The sequence below is a fragment of the Pantoea sp. Mb-10 genome (assembly GCF_021272205.1).
Taxonomy (GTDB): Bacteria; Pseudomonadota; Gammaproteobacteria; order Enterobacterales; family Enterobacteriaceae; genus Pantoea.
Genome location: NZ_JAJSDX010000003.1, coordinates 346869 through 365824, shown reverse-complemented (window position 1 = coordinate 365824; position 18956 = coordinate 346869). Strand labels below are relative to the sequence as shown.

The 18956-nt window shown below is 55.5% G+C and carries 16 protein-coding genes and 1 riboswitch; of the genes, 11 read left to right on the top strand and 5 right to left on the bottom strand.

Going from position 1 to position 18956, the window contains the following annotated elements:
- Positions 1–9 precede the first annotated feature (9 nt).
- Complete coding sequence (glnE, locus tag LU196_RS07690; protein WP_232758462.1) at positions 10–2868, top strand: bifunctional [glutamate--ammonia ligase]-adenylyl-L-tyrosine phosphorylase/[glutamate--ammonia-ligase] adenylyltransferase; 2859 nt, start codon at positions 10–12, stop codon at positions 2866–2868.
- Positions 2869–2983: 115 nt separating this feature from the next.
- Complete coding sequence (gene hldE, locus LU196_RS07685; RefSeq protein WP_232758463.1) at positions 2984–4408, top strand: bifunctional D-glycero-beta-D-manno-heptose-7-phosphate kinase/D-glycero-beta-D-manno-heptose 1-phosphate adenylyltransferase HldE; 1425 nt, start codon at positions 2984–2986, stop codon at positions 4406–4408.
- A gap of 33 nt (positions 4409–4441) precedes the next feature.
- Here the strand turns inward: hldE and LU196_RS07680 are convergent, their stop codons facing one another.
- A complete protein-coding gene (locus LU196_RS07680; protein ID WP_232758464.1) occupies positions 4442–4747 on the bottom strand; it encodes a ubiquinone biosynthesis accessory factor UbiK in 306 nt (101 codons plus the stop codon).
- Between the two features lie 171 nt (positions 4748–4918).
- A riboswitch (FMN riboswitch) is annotated at positions 4919–5068 on the top strand.
- A 106-nt stretch (positions 5069–5174) separates the two neighbouring features.
- On the opposite strand from LU196_RS07680, the gene ribB reads away from it, so the two are divergent.
- A complete protein-coding gene (gene ribB / locus LU196_RS07675) occupies positions 5175–5831 on the top strand; it encodes a 3,4-dihydroxy-2-butanone-4-phosphate synthase (protein WP_232758465.1) in 657 nt (218 codons plus the stop codon).
- Positions 5832–5880: 49 nt separating this feature from the next.
- Here the strand turns inward: ribB and LU196_RS07670 are convergent, their stop codons facing one another.
- On the bottom strand, positions 5881–6264 hold the full coding sequence (locus tag LU196_RS07670; RefSeq protein ID WP_232758466.1) for a cell wall hydrolase: 384 nt from the start codon (positions 6262–6264) through the stop codon (positions 5881–5883).
- 317 nt (positions 6265–6581) lie between these two features.
- Between LU196_RS07670 and ygiD the strand changes: the two genes are divergently transcribed.
- Positions 6582–7367, top strand: a complete 786-nt coding sequence (gene ygiD / locus LU196_RS07665) for a 4,5-DOPA dioxygenase extradiol (RefSeq protein ID WP_232758467.1) — start codon at positions 6582–6584, stop codon at positions 7365–7367.
- Positions 7368–7399: 32 nt separating this feature from the next.
- Here the strand turns inward: ygiD and LU196_RS07660 are convergent, their stop codons facing one another.
- The 3 genes from LU196_RS07660 to tolC all read right to left on the bottom strand — a co-directional run bounded on the left by LU196_RS07660 (position 7400) and on the right by tolC (position 10860).
- Positions 7400–8563 carry a glutathionylspermidine synthase family protein gene (locus LU196_RS07660; protein WP_232758468.1) on the bottom strand — a complete coding sequence of 388 codons (1164 nt, stop codon included), beginning with the start codon at positions 8561–8563 and terminating at the stop codon, positions 7400–7402.
- A gap of 8 nt (positions 8564–8571) precedes the next feature.
- Positions 8572–9240, bottom strand: coding sequence for a DUF1190 family protein (locus LU196_RS07655; RefSeq protein ID WP_232758469.1), 669 nt, complete (start codon positions 9238–9240; stop codon positions 8572–8574).
- Positions 9241–9387: 147 nt separating this feature from the next.
- Complete coding sequence (gene tolC / locus LU196_RS07650) at positions 9388–10860, bottom strand: outer membrane channel protein TolC (protein WP_232758470.1); 1473 nt, start codon at positions 10858–10860, stop codon at positions 9388–9390.
- Between the two features lie 211 nt (positions 10861–11071).
- On the opposite strand from tolC, the gene nudF reads away from it, so the two are divergent.
- The 7 genes from nudF (at position 11072) to LU196_RS07615 (ending at position 18917) form a co-directional block, all read left to right on the top strand.
- Positions 11072–11707, top strand: coding sequence for an ADP-ribose diphosphatase (gene nudF / locus LU196_RS07645; RefSeq protein ID WP_232758471.1), 636 nt, complete (start codon positions 11072–11074; stop codon positions 11705–11707).
- Complete coding sequence (locus LU196_RS07640) at positions 11704–12129, top strand: DUF1249 family protein (protein ID WP_232758472.1); 426 nt, start codon at positions 11704–11706, stop codon at positions 12127–12129. The genes nudF and LU196_RS07640 overlap by 4 nt, the downstream gene beginning before the upstream one ends.
- Before the next feature lie 57 nt (positions 12130–12186).
- The gene (cpdA, locus tag LU196_RS07635) at positions 12187–13014 is read left to right on the top strand and encodes a 3',5'-cyclic-AMP phosphodiesterase (protein ID WP_232758473.1); all 828 of its coding nucleotides are present in this window, start codon (positions 12187–12189) and stop codon (positions 13012–13014) included.
- A gap of 2 nt (positions 13015–13016) precedes the next feature.
- Positions 13017–13598, top strand: coding sequence for an esterase YqiA (yqiA, locus tag LU196_RS07630; protein ID WP_232758474.1), 582 nt, complete (start codon positions 13017–13019; stop codon positions 13596–13598).
- Between the two features lie 46 nt (positions 13599–13644).
- The gene (gene parE / locus LU196_RS07625) at positions 13645–15540 is read left to right on the top strand and encodes a DNA topoisomerase IV subunit B (protein ID WP_232758475.1); all 1896 of its coding nucleotides are present in this window, start codon (positions 13645–13647) and stop codon (positions 15538–15540) included.
- 121 nt (positions 15541–15661) lie between these two features.
- Entirely contained in the window at positions 15662–16561 is a 900-nt protein-coding gene (locus tag LU196_RS07620; protein ID WP_232758476.1) for a LysR substrate-binding domain-containing protein, read from the top strand.
- A 262-nt stretch (positions 16562–16823) separates the two neighbouring features.
- Positions 16824–18917: an Ig-like domain-containing protein gene (locus LU196_RS07615; protein WP_232758477.1), complete on the top strand. Its 2094-nt coding sequence runs from the start codon at positions 16824–16826 to the stop codon at positions 18915–18917.
- Positions 18918–18956: the final 39 nt, after the last annotated feature.

Below are 18956 nucleotides of genomic sequence, written 5' to 3'. Positions count from 1 at the left end.
AGAGGCAAGATGGTGTTACCCATACCCGCGCTGATGCAGGCGCAGCTTAACCACGTGGCCGAACGCCTTGATATACCGGTTGCGGCATTGACGTCCGAACAGGCGGGCGTGCTGGCTTTCAGTGACTTTGTGGTCGATAACCTGCAGCAGCATCCTGAATGGTGGACGCAGCTTCAGCAGCATACGCCCCACGTTAACGAGTGGCAGCACTATGGCGCATGGCTCAATGTGCAGCTGCAGGGTGTGGATACGGAAGCCGCGCTGATGCGCGCGCTGCGCCTCTTCCGGCGGCATATGCTGGTGCGCATTGCCTGGATGCAGACGCTACAACACGCCACCACAGAGCAGAGCCTGACGCAGCTCAGCACGCTGGCCGAAACGCTCATTGCCGCAGCCCGCGATTGGGTTTGGCAGGATTGCTGCCGCGATTTTGGCACCCCCTGCAATGACGCGGGAGAAGCGCAACCCATGCTGATTCTCGGCATGGGCAAACTCGGTGGCGGCGAACTCAATTTTTCCTCGGATATCGATCTCATTTTTGCCTGGCCCGAAAACGGCGTGACGCGCGGTGGACGACGCGAACTGGACAATGCCCAATTTTTTACGCGCATGGGCCAGCGGCTGATAAAAGTGCTGGATCAACCTACGCTGGACGGGTTTGTCTACCGCGTGGATATGCGTTTACGGCCCTTCGGCGACAGCGGCCCGCTGGTGTTGAGCTTTGCCGCGCTGGAAGATTATTACCAGGAGCAGGGGCGCGACTGGGAGCGTTATGCGATGGTGAAAGCGCGCCTCATGGGTGACGATCAGGGAAGGTGGAGCCAGGAGTTGCAGCAAATGCTGCGACCCTTTGTCTACCGCCGCTATATCGACTTCAGCGTCATTCAATCGCTGCGGAACATGAAAGGGATGATTGCGCGCGAGGTCCGTCGGCGCGGCCTGAAGGACAACATTAAGCTCGGCGCCGGAGGCATCCGCGAAACGGAATTTATCGTGCAGGTCTTCCAGCTAATTCGAGGTGGACGTGAGCGCTCACTACAGCTGCGATCGCTACTGCCGACGCTCAGCGCAATTGGCGAACTCGGATTGTTGAGCCCAGAGCAGATTACGCACTTGCACAGCGCCTACCTCTTTTTACGGCGGCTGGAGAACTTGCTGCAGAGCATCAACGATCAGCAGACGCAAACGCTGCCGGAAGATCCGCTCGATCGCCAGCGACTGGCTTGGGCGATGGGTGCCACCGACTGGGAGAGTTTGGTTGCGCAGCTTGCTCAGCAGATGGCGGGCGTGCGCCGTATTTTTGACGAGCTGATTGGCGATGACGCGCCGGATGTGGACGATCAGCCGCAGCTGGCTGAGTTTGCTGCCCTGTGGCAGGACACACTGGAAGAAGAGGATGTCACGCCGGTGGTACCGCAGCTGGAGGAAACCGCGCGCCACGCGCTGTATAACACCCTGCGTGATTTCCGTCAGGATGTGGGACGTCGCACCGTGGGGCCGCGCGGCCGGATGGCGCTTGATCAGCTAATGCCGCGCTTGCTCAGTGAAGTGTGCCTGCGTGCGGATGCCGATATTGTCCTGGGGCGCCTGACGCCGCTACTGCTGGGCGTGCTGACGCGCAGTACCTATCTGGAATTGCTGACGGAATATCACGGTGCGCTGCGGCACCTGATTCGCCTGTGCGCCGCCTCTCCGATGATCGCCAGCCAGCTTGCCCGCTATCCTTTATTGCTGGATGAACTGCTCGATCCGGCCACGCTTTACCAGCCCACGGCCACCGATGCCTACCGCGATGAGCTCCGTCAATATCTGCTGCGTATCCCGGCCGAGGATGAAGAGCAGCAGCTGGAAGCCTTGCGCCAGTTTAAGCAGGCGCAACTGTTGCGCATTGCCGCTGCGGACATCGCTGAAACGCTGCCGGTGATGAAAGTAAGCGACCACTTAACATGGCTGGCGGAAGCGATTATTGAGTCGGTGGTACAGCAGGCGTGGCAAATGATGGTGCAGCGCTATGGTCGACCTTCTCACCTTACGCAGGATAATGAGCGCGGCTTTGCCGTCATTGGTTACGGCAAACTCGGCGGCTGGGAGTTGGGCTACAGCTCGGATTTAGATTTGGTGTTTCTGCACGACTGTCCGGCTGAGGCCGAAACCGACGGCGAACGCGTTATTGATGGTCGGCAGTTCTATCTTCGTCTTGCCCAGCGCATCATGCATCTTTTCAGCACGCGGACGTCATCCGGTACTTTGTATGAAGTCGACGCGCGGCTGCGCCCCTCTGGCGCGGCGGGTATGCTGGTCAGCACGTTTGCGGCGTTTGAGGATTATCAGCGCAATGAAGCGTGGACGTGGGAACATCAGGCGCTGGTACGCGCACGTATCGTCTATGGTGAACCCGCCTTAGGTGAGCGATTTAATCTGATTCGTCACCACATTCTCTCTCTGCCGCGAACGCCGGATACGCTGCAAAGCGCGGTGCGCGAGATGCGCGAAAAAATGCGTGCGCATCTCAGCAACAAGCATAAAGGGCGCTGGGAGATCAAAACCGATGAAGGCGGCATTACCGATATCGAATTTATCGCGCAATATTTGGTACTGCGTTACGCAGTGGAACAGCCGGCGTTAACACATTGGTCAGATAACGTGCGTATTTTTGAGCTCATGGCGCGTCATCACATTATGACGGATGACGAAGCGCAGGCGCTGACGCATGCCTACGTCACGCTGCGTGACGCCTTGCATCACTTGGCGCTGCAGGCGATGCCGGGGCACGTCGAGCCTGCGCGCTTTGCCGCTGAGCGTGACGCGGTAAAGCAGAGCTGGCAGCGCTGGTTAGGCCGCAGCGAAAACGCGCCACCCGGCGCGTAATCATCCCTTTGGGCAGCATGCACCCGCGCACTGGGCTGTGCAGCTGCGGCTCGCAGTCTGCAGGGGGTATGTTATTATCCGCGCATTATTTTGACTGTTGTCTGGAGTCGTTGGAATGAAAGTTACCCTGCCCGCTTTTGGCAAAGCCCGCGTGCTGGTGGTTGGCGATGTCATGTTAGATCGCTATTGGTATGGTCCCACCAGCCGTATTTCGCCTGAAGCGCCGGTGCCGGTTGTAAAAGTCGACACCATTGAGGAACGCCCCGGCGGTGCCGCCAACGTAGCGATGAACATTGCTGCGCTGGGTGCCGCCTCGCGTTTAATTGGCCTGACTGGCGAAGACGATGCCGCGCGCGTGTTGAGTGAAACCCTTGATAACGTGAACGTGGAGTGTGATTTCGTGGCGGTGAAAACGCATCCCACGATCACCAAGCTGCGGGTGCTGTCCCGTAATCAGCAGCTTATTCGCCTCGATTTCGAAGAGGGCTTTGAGCAGGTTGATCCTGAACCGCTGCACGATCGCCTCCGGCAGTCGCTGGCGCAGACAGGTGCGCTGGTGCTGTCTGACTATGCCAAGGGCGCCTTAAACAGCGTGCAGACCATGATTCAACTGGCACGTGAAGCGAAGGTGCCTGTACTCATCGATCCCAAAGGCACCGATTTCGAACGCTATCGCGGTGCGACCTTGCTAACGCCTAATTTGTCTGAGTTCGAGGCGGTGGTAGGCAAGTGTAAATCGGAAGAAGAGATTGTGAGCCGTGGGATGCAGGTCATCGCTGATTATGACCTCTCTGCACTGCTGGTTACGCGTTCGGAAAACGGCATGACGCTGCTTCAGCCCGGTAAAGCGCCACTGCATTTACCCACGCAGGCGCAGGAAGTGTATGACGTCACCGGCGCGGGCGACACGGTGATTGGCGTGCTGGCTGCCGTGCTGGCTGCCGGTGACAGCCTGGAAGATGCGTGTTTCCTCGCCAACGCGGCGGCAGGCGTTGTGGTCGGTAAACTCGGTACCTCAACCGTCAGCACGGTGGAGCTGGAGAACGCGATCCATGCCCGTCCCGATACCGGCTTTGGCGTAATGACCGAATCCGAGTTGAAAGCGGCCGTTGCGCAGGCGCGCGCGCGCGGCGAGAAAGTGGTGATGACCAACGGCGTCTTCGACATTTTGCATGCGGGTCACGTGTCTTACCTTGCTAATGCGCGCAAGCTGGGCGATCGCCTGATCGTGGCGGTTAATAGCGATGCGTCGACCAAGCGGCTAAAAGGTGAAACCCGGCCGGTCAACCCGCAGGATAACCGCATGATCGTGCTCAGCGCCTTAGAAGCGGTAGACTGGGTCGTGCTGTTTGAAGAGGATACGCCGCAGCGCCTGATCGCGGAGATATTACCTGACCTGCTGGTAAAAGGCGGCGATTACAAGCCAGAAGAGATCGCGGGAAGCAAAGAAGTGTGGGCAAATGGCGGCGAAGTTCGCGTGCTCAACTTTGAAGATGGCATTTCGACCAGCAACATCATCAAAACCATTCGCAGCCATTAAAAACGCGGCGGGAGAGCACTCCCGCCGTGTAAGTTATTGCGGCGTGTCAATCTTGCCTGCGGGATCGGGCGTCACAACCGCAGGCGCGGGAGCCGCTGGGCTCTCGCTCTCCAGCTTCGCCAAACGCTGCTCAAGCGCAGCCAGTTTTTCACGCGTGCGCAACAGCACCTGCGTCTGCACATCAAACTCTTCCCGGTTAACCAGATCCATGCGGGTTAACTGCGCCTGTAAAACCTGACGAATTTTCTTTTCGACATCATCGCCCAGGTCGCGAATTCCTTTTGGCATGGCTTCGTGTACCTGGCGAGCCAGTTGTTCAATTTTTTTCGTGTCGATCATGGTCATTTCCTGGTTACGGTGGCTGATAACAGCGCGGGTTCCGACTCTACAAACAGTAAGTGTAATGCCAGAAATGAAAAGGTTAAACCTGAAATCGCCACCGCAGTCAATGCAAAACCATTTGCGCTTTTGTTGATTGCCCGATCTGGTGATTGACGCTATAGTGACCACGCTTATTCTCAGGGCGGGGCGAAATTCCCCACCGGCGGTAAATCAGCTATGGCTGAAAGCCCGCGAGCGCTTTTGCTGCAAAGTGAAAGGTCAGCAGATCCGGTGTAATTCCGGGGCCGACGGTTAAAGTCCGGATGGGAGAGGGTAACGACATTTGCCGGGGGGCATCCCCGCGTCACGTTTTTGCCATGTGTTTTTCACGCACTCCTAAGCTCGCCCTGGTTCTGGTAACTTCATATTGATAAGGTTTATTACCATGAATCAGACGCTTCTTTCTGAATTTGGCACGCCCGAACAGCGTGTAGAACGCGCCATTGAGGCGCTGCGCAACGGTCGCGGCGTCATGGTGCTTGACGATGAAGATCGTGAAAACGAAGGTGACATGATCTTTCCTGCGGAAACCATGACCGTTGAGCAAATGGCTCTGACGATCCGCCATGGAAGCGGGATCGTATGCCTGTGCATTACGGAAGCGCGCCGCCAGCAGCTGGCGCTGCCGATGATGGTAGAGGAAAACACCAGCGCCTATGGCACCGGCTTTACCGTCACCATCGAAGCGGCATCAGGCGTCACCACCGGCGTGTCAGCGGCGGATCGCATCACCACCATTCGCGCAGCTATCGCTGACGATGCCAAACCCGCCGATTTGAATCGTCCCGGTCACGTTTTCCCGCTGCGCGCAAGCGAAGGCGGCGTATTGACGCGAGGGGGTCACACCGAAGCGACCCTCGATTTGGTGACGCTGGCTGGTTTTAAACCGGCAGGCGTGCTGTGTGAACTGACCAATGATGACGGCACTATGGCGCGTGCGCCTGAGGCGATTATCTTTGCAAAGCAGCACGATATGCCGGTAGTCACGATTGAGGATTTGGTTGCCTACCGCCGTGCACGTGAGACGCTGCAGGCGAGCTAACGCGATAACCCGCAGTAAAGGCCGGACACTTCTCCGGCTTTTTTTATGCTCAGCGTTTGGCATAGAAGACGTGATTGCCAATGATGACCGTGCGCTTAAAGGCATGCCGCCACGCCGGTTTCACAGCATGGGTGTGGAAAAATGTCGCACCGCGCGTTGCATCTTTTAACTCGCCGTCGACAATTTTTTTTGCCAGCGAGCGCGCACGCTGCCAGCTTTTGTCCTCTGAGGGCGGTTGACGGTAGGGATGAGCGGCCAGCGATGTCCATGAAAATTGCTTCTCCGCGTAAACCACCGGGCAAACCTTTTTAATCTGCCAATTGGCGCGATTCATCGTGACGGTGCCCACCGCAATCTGACCTTTTATGGGTTCGCCTCGCGCTTCGTGATAAATATTCATTGCCAGGCACAAAATAGCTCCCTGAAGTAGCATAATGCTCCACGCCATCATGTTGAAAAGGCGTGAAGTGTAAAAATGCTGCACGGGCTTTTTTTATAAGACCTGTCTCGAGCTTGGCTTTATTCATTATAAGCTATTGATTTATATTGTCTTCCGCAGTCTTTTTAAGACGCGTCTTGCCTCTCCAGTGCAGTCTGGCGCCTCTCCCCACGCCCTTTGCGGCAATGCACCTAATTCAGGTAATGTTTTTCAAATTTTCTGATGGACATCATCATGCTTATCAGCGTTAATCCGCGGGGGAAAGCGCGTATCTTAGCGGTGAATAAAGCAACATCTGAAAAGGATCCGCCATGAACGAAACGCGCATGCCTGCGCTGTTTTTGGGCCACGGCAGCCCAATGAACGTCCTCGAAGACAATCGCTATACGCGTGCATGGCAGCATTTAGGCCAAACGTTACCGCGGCCCCGCGCTATTTTGGCTGTATCAGCGCATTGGTACACGCGCGGAACGGCAGTCACGGCCATGGCGAATCCGCGTACCATTCATGACTTCGGCGGTTTTCCACAGGCGCTGTTTGACGTGCGCTATCCGGCGCCCGGTGAACCCGCGCTAGCGCGGCGCATTATTGAATTGCTGGCGCCGATTAGCGTTGAAGCCAATCACGACTGGGGCCTGGATCACGGCTCGTGGGGGGTGCTGGCCAAAATGTATCCGCAGGCGGATATTCCGGTCGTGCAATTAAGCATTGATAGCAGCAAACCGGCTGCATGGCATTTTGACATGGGCCGCAGGCTGGCAGCACTCCGCGATGAAGGCGTCATGCCGATCGCCAGCGGAAATGTTGTGCACAATCTGCGTATGTTGCGCTGGCAGGGCGCTGTCTCTGCCTATCCCTGGGCTGAACGCTTTAATGAATACGTGCGTGAACATCTCGCTGACGCGGGGGAAATGACATCACACCCGCTGGTGAACTATCAGCAGCACGCAGATGCCAGCATGGCTAACCCCACTGCGGAGCACTATTTGCCGCTGCTCTACATATTGGGCGCGCGCGGTAAAGATGAGCCCATCAGGATTCCCGTCGAAGGAATGGAAATGGGCGCCATCAGCATGATGTCCGTGCAGGTAGGATAAATGAGGCCGCCTGACATTCGGCGGCCTGAGGCTTATTCAATAAAAGTGTGCGGATAAAATCGTGACAGATCCTGCGTGATCAAGGCACGATCTTCGCGGATACCAATACCCGCAGGCTGATCGTCAATGAGCCAACTGCCGATCAGCGTGTAACTGTCGCCAAACTGCGGTAAAGGATGGAACTGCTGGATAATCATGCCTTCTTCGCCGTACGGGCCGTCAGCTCGCGCAATCTCCTGGCCTTTTTCAATAATACGAATGTTGGCACCTTCGCGTGAAAACAGCGGCTTGATAACGTACTTATCCAGCGTCGGGGCCGTCTTATCGTCAGCAAAGTAGGCCGGCAGCAAGTTAGGATGGCCTGGGTACATTTCCCACAGCAGCGGTAGCAGCGCTTTGTTGGAAAGAATGCTTTTCCATGCCGGTTCAAGCCAGCGCACGCCCGCATCCGCAAGCTTAGTGGAGAAGACTTCCCGCAGCATGAATTCCCACGGATAGAGCTTGAACAGATTACTGATAATCTGGTCGTGCTGATCGGTAAACTGGCCTTTTTCACCCAAGCCAATCTCATCAATGTAGAGAAACTCGCTGGGTAACCCGGCTTCGGTGGCGCAGTCTTGCAGATACTGCACTGTGGCACGATCTTCTTCCGTATCGCGACAGCAGGCAAAATGCAGCCAGTTAAAACCGTGTTGCTGATGCAGCGCGGCAAAACGCGCAATCAGCTTCTCCTGCAGGCTATTAAACTGATCGCTGCCTTGGGGCAGATTGCCCGCATTAAGCTGATCCTCTAACCAGATCCACTGGAAAAAGGCTGCTTCATACAGCGACGTTGGCGTATCCGCATTGTTTTCCAGCAGCTTGGCATCGCCGTGTCCATCCCACGCCAGATCCAGACGTGAATAGAGCGAAGGCTGACGCGACGCCCAAGCGTCGCGCACAAAATCCCAGGTGTGTTTGGGAATGCAGAAGCGCGTAAGAAGGGCTTCGCTGTTCACAACTTTTTCGACGGCTTTCAGGCACATCTGGTGCAGTTCTGCCGTGGTCGCTTCGAGCTGGTCAATCTGCTCAAGGGTGAACTGATAATAGGCATCTTCGCACCAGTAGGGCTCACCATACATGGTGTGGAACTGAAAGCCATATTCTGTGGCCTTTTCTCGCCAATCCGGGCGTTCACTGACAGCAATACGTTGCATGCGCGAGCCTAGCCTCCCAGCGAGCGGTTGCTGGTACCAGTCGCACTGCTGCGCTGCATCGTGTTTTGTTTCGCCACGGTTTCACCAAAGCCGCCGCGGGTGATGGTCGAGGTTGTGGCGGGTTTCGGGGCCATCGCGGTTTTGGGCACGTTCATGCTGCGTCCCGGGGTGGCGGCACCGTAATTTTTACCTGACGCATCAACAAACTGACCGTTTGCCGGGCTGTTAGGGGTTTTGGGCGAGAACAGCGGCTGTTGAGCAAAACCGGCTCCACCGCCCATCATGCGGCCCATCATATAACCTGCCATCAGAGGCATCCAGAAGCTGCCGCTCTGTTGGGCTTCGGCATTGTTGGTGCCGACGCCAGCCTGCGCTGGTGCTTGCTGACACTGATTCTCACCGAATTCCGCAACGCAATCTTCACGCGTGGCGTATTTTGGGGCGGTGCGTTCCGCTTCTTTCAGCGCATTATTGTAGGCCGTGGTGCACTGTGCACTCTGGCTTGGATTGGCTTTTGTACAGTCATCGGCGTTCTGATAAAGCGAGACGGTTTCGTCATTTTGCTCGCAGCCAGCCAGCATAAACACGGCGGTGACGGCTAACGCCACAGGCGTTAAATGGCGCGCTTGCCAGCTTTTCCGAAACGCGGCATGGCGAATGTTTTTTGTCCGTTTCATAGTTTTCATCCTGTGCCCAAAGGTGGCGTTAGGATAGGTGATGAGGGGGGTAAAATGAAGCCGCGAGCCTGTTGGAGAAGGGATCTTTACGTTGTTATACGTTCGAATGCGAAAAGGGCCGCAACATGCTGTGCGGCCCTTTGCGGGTTAATGACTGAACGGATTTCCGCTGCTGCGGGCGGCTGCCGGATGGGCTCGTGCAGCGGATGACGGCGCGGTAGCGTTAGGACCGTTATCGACGCGCGCCGCTTGCTGATTGTTTTCCGGTGCGACCACTTCTGGCGTAGTCGTCACTTCTTTACCCAGCGTCGCGTTCAACTGCTGCAAATCCTGCTCATTCAGCGTACCCAGCGCATACTTGATGTTGAGCTGGTTAATTAGGTAGCTATAGCGCGCGTCAGAAAGCTGCTGTTTCGCATTAAACAGCGTCGTTGTGGCATCCAGCACATCAACGATGGTACGGGTGCCTACCTGATAACCCGCTTCCATGGCATCCAGGGAGCTTTGCGCAGAGATCACAGCCTGCTTATAGGCATCAATGCTGCTGATCGAGGCGTTGACGTTGTTATAAGAGGAGCGCACGGTTTGCACCGCGCTGCGGTGTGCGCCTTCAAGCTGCTCGCTGGCGGCAACGAAGTTGTACTGCGCTTGTTTTACCTGAGAAGTGACCGAGCCGCCGCTATAAAGTGGCATTGAGAAGCTCAATCCAACCTGATTTGAACCCGTGATTGAATCCGTCGTGCCCGCGCTCTGGTTCGCACGGCTGCCGCCATATTTGCTGTTGGACAAGCCGGTAGAGGCCGTCAGGTCAAGCGTAGGCAGGTGGCCGGACTCGGCAGAGCGAATCTGCTCACGCGCCAAATCCTGACTCAAACGGGCAGACAGCAGGTTGAGGTTGCGGCTCTCTGCCTGTTTCAACAGCGTAGCCACAGCGTCGGGACGCGCGGTTTTGAATCGATCAATATTCAGCGAGGCCAGCGACAAATAATCCATGCCGGTGATTTGACGAAGCGACTCCACCGCGTTATCGAGATTGTTGCGCGCGGTCACTTCATTGGCCAGCACGCTGTCATACTGGGCGCGGGCGTTTTGGACGTCGGTGATCGCGACCAGCCCCACGTTAAAGCGCTGGGTGGTTTGATCCAGTTCGCGGTAGATAGACTGTTTTTGCGCTTCAGTATAGGAAAGCGTATCAATCGCCTTTAATACATTAAAATAGGCCGTGGCGGTGTTAAGAATGAGATCCTGCTGCGCAACCTGATAAGTGACATCTTGAATGCCCGCCGTTTTTTCCTGCAGGGAAAGCGCGCGCCATTTGGACATATCAAAAATGGATTGGGTCAATTGCAGCGAGGCGCTTGTCGTGTTGGAATGGAGGCCGCTGTTATCGCGATAGCCGCTATTGTATTGATAATCTGCACCCAAGCCCAACTGAGGCAGCAAAGGGCTGCGAGCTTCATTGATCTTCTCGAAAGCCGCATCGCGATCGGCGGCAGAGGCGCGCAGATCGGGGTTACTCAGGCGCGCCTGCTGGTAAACCTGCAACAGGTTTTCTGCCTGGCTGGCGAGGCTAAAAGCGCCTAAGCTCAGGCCAATAAAAAGTGGGAGCAGTTTTTTCATTTGCATTCCTTTTGTTGCAGCAAATTTCACCGATAGCGCTGCAGATAAGCCAAAAAATAATCGCCGATTTTACAGAGGCGGCATCAGAGATAAGTTGGCTGAACGTGCCTTCTTCGCTTAATTTACGCAATTATTTCAGAAAGAACCACTCGGACGAAGCGGTGGGTTGTCTTTTCTTCGCTTCATCCCAATCTGCATAAGGAATCAAAGGATGACGGCTGAAAAAAAATCTCCTGTGACTTTCACAAAAAACGATGTAGAAATTATTTCACGCGACACGCGCTACCACGGTTTTTTTTCCATAGTCAGCTACCGCTTCCGCCACCGGCTTTTTAATGGCGGAATGAGCAAAGAAGTGGTGCGGGAAGTTTTCGAGCGCGGACACGCTGCCGTGCTGCTACCCTATGATCCCTTGCGCGACGAAGTGGTGCTTATCGAACAGATTCGCATCCCCGCTTTAGATTCCAGTAGCACGCCCTGGCTGCTGGAGATGGTGGCGGGCATCATTGAACCCGGCGAAACGCCGGAAGACGTCGTAAGGCGCGAAGCCATTGAGGAAGCGGGCCTTGAAACCGGGCGCGTAAAACCCATTGTGAGTTACTTAGCCAGTCCCGGCGGAACGTCAGAACGTTTGTCGGTGCTGGTGGGCGAAGTGGATGCCAGCCAGGCACAGGGAAATCACGGGCTGGAGGAAGAGAATGAGGATATTCTTGTCCATGTTGTGAGCCGGGAACAGGCTTACCGCTGGGTGGAAGAGGGGATAATTGATAACGCAGCTTCTGTCATCGCCCTGCAATGGCTGGCGTTGCACCATGAAAAATTACGCGAAGAGTGGAAACGAAAATGAAACAGCGCTACACCCCTGATTTTCCCGAAATGATGCGTCTGTGCGAAACCAATTTCGCCCAGCTGCGTCGCCTGCTGCCGCGTGATGACGAGGCAGGCGCGTCGGTGAGGTATCAGGTGAACGGCGCCCGTTATCAACTGACCATCGAAGAGTCGACGCGCTATACCACACGGGTGGAAATTCGGCAGATCGCGCCGACCGTCAGTTACTGGAGTCTGCCTGCGATGTCGGTGCGTCTCTATCACGATGCGATGGTCGCTGAAGTGTGTTCCACTCAGCAGATCTACCGCTTCAAAGCGCGCTATGATTACCCCAATAAAAATTTGCACCAGCGCGATGAAAAACATCAGATTAACCAATTTCTTGCTGACTGGTTACGCTACTGCCTTGCGCACGGCGCCGTGGCACTACCTGTCTGCTGATAGCGAAACCTTCGGGTAAACAACGCAACTGTGTGGCGTGGAGATTAAGGAAACGCTTTGGATAGCCTGCTTACGCTTCCTGCGGCAAAAGGGTCCGACATCCGAATTTTACAAATCACGGATACCCATCTTTTCGCAGGAAAACATCAATCGCTGCTGGGGGTGAATACCTGGTCGAGCTTCGATGCCGTGCTGGACGCGATCCTCGCGCAGCAGCACGAATACGATGTGGTCATCGCCACGGGCGATCTTGCCCAGGATCATACCACCGAAGCGTATCAACATTTTGTTGCGGGTATTTCGCGGCTGCCGAAGCCGTGCGTCTGGCTGCCGGGCAACCACGATTTTCAGCCAGCGATGGTCACGACCTTAGCGGAAGCGGGGATCGCGGCAGAAAAGCATATCCTGCTGGGCGAACACTGGCAGCTGGTGCTGCTGGACAGCCAGGTGCCTGGCGTCCCGCATGGCATGTTGAGCGACGAACAGTTGGAGTGGCTCAATCGCGTGCTGAGCCAGCAGCCTGAGCGCCATACGCTGGTCCTGCTGCATCACCATCCTTTGCCCTGCGGCTGCACGTGGCTGGATCAGCACAGCCTGCGCAATCCCCATCAGCTCCATGACGTGCTGCAGCATTTTCCCCGGGCGCGTCATCTGGTGTGTGGACACATTCATCAGGAGCTGGATCTTGACTGGCATGGGCGCCGGGTGTTGGCTTCGCCATCCACGTGCGTACAGTTCAAACCACACTGTACCAACTTCGCTCTCGACAATGCTGCACCGGGCTGGCGCTGGTTAACGCTGCGAGCGGATGGCGAGGTGCACACCGAAGTCAACCGGCTACAAAGCGATCTGTTCCGTCCCGACCTTGAATCAGAGGGCTATTAACCGTGGCGGCGCTGATTTACCTGCACGGATTCAACAGTTCACCGCAATCGGCAAAGGCCACGCAGCTGCAGCGCTGGGTGGCCGCGCATCATCCCCACCTTGAGGTCATGGTGCCCCAGCTTCCCACGTTTCCCGCTGATGCCGCGATGATGCTGGAAGAGCTGGTGATGCAACACGCCGGTGAGCCGCTTGGCCTGGTCGGCTCTTCGTTAGGCGGCTATTTCGCCACCTGGCTTTCCCAGTGTTTTATGCTGCCAGCGGTGGTGGTGAATCCCGCCGTCAGGCCTTTTGAGCTGCTGGTGGATTACCTGGGAGAAAATCGGAATCCCTACACCGGCCAGCAATATGTGTTAGAGTCTCGCCACATTTACGATCTGAAAGTCTTGCAGATTGACCCGCTTGAAGCGCCTGATTTGCTCTGGTTATTGCAACAAACCGGCGATGAAGTACTCGACTATCGCCAGGCGCTGAACTACTACAGCGCCTGCCGCCAGACGGTCGAAGAGGGTGGCAATCATGCTTATATCGGATTCGAACGCCATTTTGCGCAGATCATTGATTTTCTGGGGCTGACGGCTCCCTGAAAACGCAAGATGGACCCCTATTCCTATTGCCAATCAGACAGTTACGATGAGCCAATCAAGCTATAATGCCGATGCGATTGAGGTCTTAACCGGCCTTGAACCGGTGCGTCGTCGCCCCGGTATGTATACCGACACCACGCGTCCCAACCATTTGGGCCAGGAAGTGATCGATAACAGCGTCGATGAAGCGCTAGCCGGTCACGCGAAACGTGTAGAAGTGATCCTCCATGCCGATCAGTCTCTGGAAGTGATTGATGACGGTCGCGGCATGCCAGTGGATATCCATCCTGAAGAGGGCGTGCCTGCCGTTGAGCTCATTCTGTGCCGCTTACACGCGGGCGGTAAATTTTCGAATAAAAATTATCAGTTCTCGGGTGGCCTGCACGGCGTGGGGATCTCCGTGGTTAACGCGCTCTCAACGCGCGTCGAAGTCACGGTACGTCGTAACGGTGAGGTTTACCAGATTGCGTTTGAAAACGGTGACAAAGTGCAGGATCTCGCGGTGATCGGCAGCGTAGCAAAGCGCAATACCGGTACCAGCGTGCATTTTTGGCCTGATGAGCGCTTTTTCGACAGCCCGCGCTTCTCTGTCTCACGTTTAAAGCACCTGTTAAAAGCGAAGGCGGTGCTCTGCCCGGGCGTCGAGATCGTGTTCAAAGACAAGGTCAACGACACCGAGCAAACGTGGCTGTATCAGGATGGCCTTACCGACTACCTGAGCGAAGCCGTTAACGGCTTGCCCACCCTGCCTGAAAAACCGTTTATCGGCAGCTTTGCGGGTGATGTGGAAGCGGTAGACTGGGCGCTGCTATGGCTACCAGAAGGCGGTGAGCTGCTGACGGAAAGTTACGTAAACCTGATTCCCACCATGCAGGGCGGCACCCACGTTAACGGATTGCGTCAGGGCTTACTGGACGCGATGCGCGAATTTTGCGAATTCCGCAATATCCTGCCGCGCGGCGTTAAACTTTCGGCAGAGGATATCTGGGATCGCTGCGCTTACGTGCTGTCGGTGAAGATGCAAGACCCCCAATTTGCCGGACAGACCAAAGAGCGTCTCTCGTCGCGTCAGTGCGCGGCGTTTGTTTCTGCCGTTGTGAAAGATGCCTTCAGCCTGTGGCTCAATCAAAACGTGCAGGCCGCAGAGATGCTGGCTGAGCTGGCGATCTCCAGCGCCCAGCGCCGCATGCGCGCCGCCAAAAAAGTGGTGCGCAAGAAGCTCACCAGCGGGCCCGCGCTGCCGGGTAAGCTGGCAGACTGTACCGCGCAGGATCTCAACAAAACCGAACTGTTTCTGGTGGAGGGGGATTCCGCCGGTGGCTCGGCCAAACAGGCGCGCGATCGCGAATATCAGGCGATCATGCCGCTAAAAGGTAAGATCCTGAATACCTGGGAAGTCTCTTCGGACGAAGTGTTAGCCTCGCAGGAAGTGCATGATATCTCCGTGGCGATCGGTATCGATCCCGACAGCGAAGATCTCAGCCAGCTGCGCTATGGTAAGATCTGCATTCTTGCCGATGCGGACTCCGATGGCCTGCACATTGCCACCCTGCTGTGTGCGCTGTTTGTGAAGCATTTCCGCTCGCTGGTTCAGCAGGGCCATGTCTATGTCGCGATGCCGCCGCTCTACCGTATCGATTTAGGCAAAGAGGTCTATTACGCGCTGGATGAGGATGAGAAAGAGGGCGTGCTGGAGCAGCTCAAACGCAAGAAAGGCAAACCCAATGTGCAGCGCTTTAAAGGTCTGGGCGAAATGAATCCGCTCCAGCTGCGCGAAACCACGCTCGATCCCAACACGCGCCGCTTGGTTCAGCTCACCATCAACGATGAAGATGTGGAGCAAACGCTACGCATGATGGACATGCTGCTGGCCAAAAAACGCTCGGAAGATCGACGTAACTGGCTGCAGGAAAAGGGCGATCTTGCCGATCTCGAAGTGTAAAACAGGGACGCTGCGGCGTCCTTTTACTTTTGTCGCATGCACCATGCGCTGCGCTTTTTGTCGATGCGGAGTGAACGCCGCTGGGCTGTGGTAAAGGCACCATGACGATCGAGATGAGAACGTGAAAATCACACTGGAAGAACTGCGCGCCTGGGTCACGGTAGTGGACAGTGGTTCTATTACCGCCGCGGCAGAACAGTTGGATCAAACCAGTTCGGGTATCAGCCGCGCGCTGAGCCGGCTGGAACACAAGCTACAAACCACCCTGCTGCACCGTACCACGCGTCGGCTCGCGTTAACGGAAGAGGGAGGCCTGTTTCTCGACCACGCCCGGCAGATCCTGGCCTCAGTAGAGCAGGCCGAAGCGCAGTTAGCACAGCGTCGTGAAATGCCCGCGGGCCGGCTTAGGATCAATGCCGCCACGCCTTTGATGCTGCACGTCATCGTGCCTTTAATTGCGGAGTTTCAGCAGCGATATCCGCTGATTGAACTGGAGCTCAACACCGACGATATCGTCATCGATCTACTGGAACAGCATACCGATATTGCGATCCGCGTCGGTGAGCTTCGCGATTCAACTTTGCGTGCGCGCTTGTTGGGTAGCAGTCCCGTCCGCCTGCTGGCCAGCCCGGCATACCTGGCGCAAAAAGGCACACCGCACTCTGTGGCCGACCTGGCGAACCACCAGCGTATTGGGTTTAGCCACATTGATGCCCATAACGTCTGGCCGGTTTGGCAGCACGAAGGGGAGCTGATGCAGGTTAAACCCACCATAACGGCCTCAAGTGGGGAAACTATTCGTCATCTGGCGCTGGCGGGCCAAGGCATCGCACGCATATCAGATTACGTTAGCCGCGAAGATCGTGCTGCCGGTCGCCTGGTTCAGGTGCTGGAAAATGAAACCCAATCCGTCAGATTGCCTATCAATGCGGTGTTTTACCGCAATCAGGCCCTGGCTCCCCGTATTCACTGTTTCCTGGCATTTTTAAGCGAGAAAATTCAAGAAAATAACTTGTTTTAGTCCAACTATCGTCAGCATTCATTGAGCGGGCATTGATTAATTAATCAATGAAATCAAAAGCTTTACTTATCATTTCAAACACCCCTTCTGATAAAAATTTAAAATTCTAACGAGACCGTTCTTATGTCTCCTTAGAGGCAATTTTCTGGATTATAGCCACTCTTTTCGTCTGCCATGGCGCAGGCGTGCAGTCATCAGGGGCGATTGCTGCGTTGGTGTCCCAACGCGCGATCACGCGTTTAGAAGATGGTAAGGAATGGCTATGAATGAGATGCCCGTAAGTGTCGCAGTGATTGACAACAAATCGATAAACAAAGCGGAAGTCTTATCGGTGAGCCGAGACGGTAAGCCGGTAAAAATCCAGGCGATTAAAGCAGGGAAATACCTGTTGGCGCAGGGGAACGAGGGTTTTGCGCCAGAAAATATCACCGTTAAGCGCATGGGCAACGATCTTCATGTCATGCTGGAAGGCGCAGAACCCGACCAGGCAGCACTGATTATTGAAGATTTTTTTTCCACAGCGGGTTCGCTGGTTGGCAAAGCAGAAGACGGTGTGCTGCACGCGTATGTCGCCACTGATGGTTTCGCTGAGCATGAGGCCGCGGCGCTGGCGGAAGGCGAAATGTCCTCGTTAGCGCTGGGCGAAGAAACCGTTGCAGAGCCAGAGTCCGATTACGCGTTGGCGGCAGGGTTTGCCTGGTCTCCTGCGCTGATTGCACTCGGCGGCTTAGCCGCTATCGCCGCTGCCACCGGATTGGGCTATTTGGCCGCCAAACATCAGTATGACGATAGTCATCACCGTGGCGAAAGCGACGGTCGCGGCGTTAAAACCCCAGAGCTTACCGATGTGGTTGACGACGTTGGCAACATTACCGGTCCCATTACGCAAGGCGGGAAAACCGACGACGCGACGCCGACGTTTAACGGCAAAGGCACCCCAGGCAACATGATTAAGGTCTGGGACGGTGATACGCTGATTGGATCCGTACGTGTTGGAGAAGACGGTAAGTGGTCTTTTACCCCGGTAAAAGCGCTCAGCGCTGGCGCGCACAGCATTAAGACCCAAGAGCAGAACGAGCGGGGCGCAGTGGGCGATTTTAGCCCAGCCTGGGAATTCACCATCGACCATACGGCGCCCGCGAAAAGCACGCTCAGCGGTCTGAGTAACGACAATACCACTCCGCCGACGCCCATTGAAAAAGGCGGCGCAACCAACGACACCACGCCGTGCCTGCGCGGCAAGGCAGAAGCCCGCGCCACAATAGAAATCTGGGATAATGGAAAACTCCTTGGCACCACCACAACGGACGTAGAGGGGAATTGGACATTTAATACCCCAGCACTGGCGGACGGTGAACATGAACTGAGCGTGATTGTGATCGATTCCGTCGGCAACAAATCGCTGTCCTCTGAGAGCTGGAAAGTCCTTATTGACACCGTGGCGCCTGAGAAACGCGAAATTGGTGAGATTGTAGACAGCACCGGTGCGCCAGTGATGGATCAAACCGATAACCGCACGCCGATCTTTCGCGGCGAGGGGCAGGAGGGCGAAGTCATCAAGGTTATCGACAACGGTGAAGTGATTGGCTCAGCCATTGTCGGTAAAGATGGCAGTTGGACGTTCCAACCGGAAACGCCGCTCTACGAAGGGCAGCACGAATTCCAGATTGTCGTTACCGATCCTGCCGGTAACGAATCTGTTCCTTCTGACAAGCAGACCATCATCATTGATGATAGCCCCGGCGATGATAACGAAGGCGGTGAAGGCGATGAAGTCACGCCCGATCCGACCGTACCCCTGGATAATCTTTATAAAGACAACAACAGCGGCGGTATTTTAATTCCGATTGGCAATAATGGCGCCTCCAACGATCCCTCGACAATTATTCAAGGCTCGGGACATGCGGGTGATATCGTTTATTTATGGATCAAAAGTGAAAGCTCCTATCTCTATCAATCCGTCGTTGTGGACGAAAAGGGACATTGGGAATATTACACGCCAGAATTACCTGAAGGCGTGTACGCTATTGAAGCCGCATTTAAGGGGGCTGATGGCGTAGTTTCTGCAAAAACGCCAGCGTGGCACATTGAAATTGACGTTACGCCTCCCCCAAAACCAGAAATTCCGTTTGACGCGTTGCCGCTGGATATCCTTTCCCACAACGAAAGTTATCGTATTTTCGATGAGGGGGAAGAAAACGCCGTACGGCACGATCTCGCCGAACTGCTTGAGGGCGACGCTTATTTCGATCTGCTTGAGGGTAATCTTCATCCTGGCAGTGGCGTTGCGGCGGAAATAAATTCTCGTCCTAAGGACGACATTTACCCCCTAATTGAAATGCCTGAACAATTTTAAAATTTATATTTTTTCACGCCTAGGCTTTGCATTTGGTAT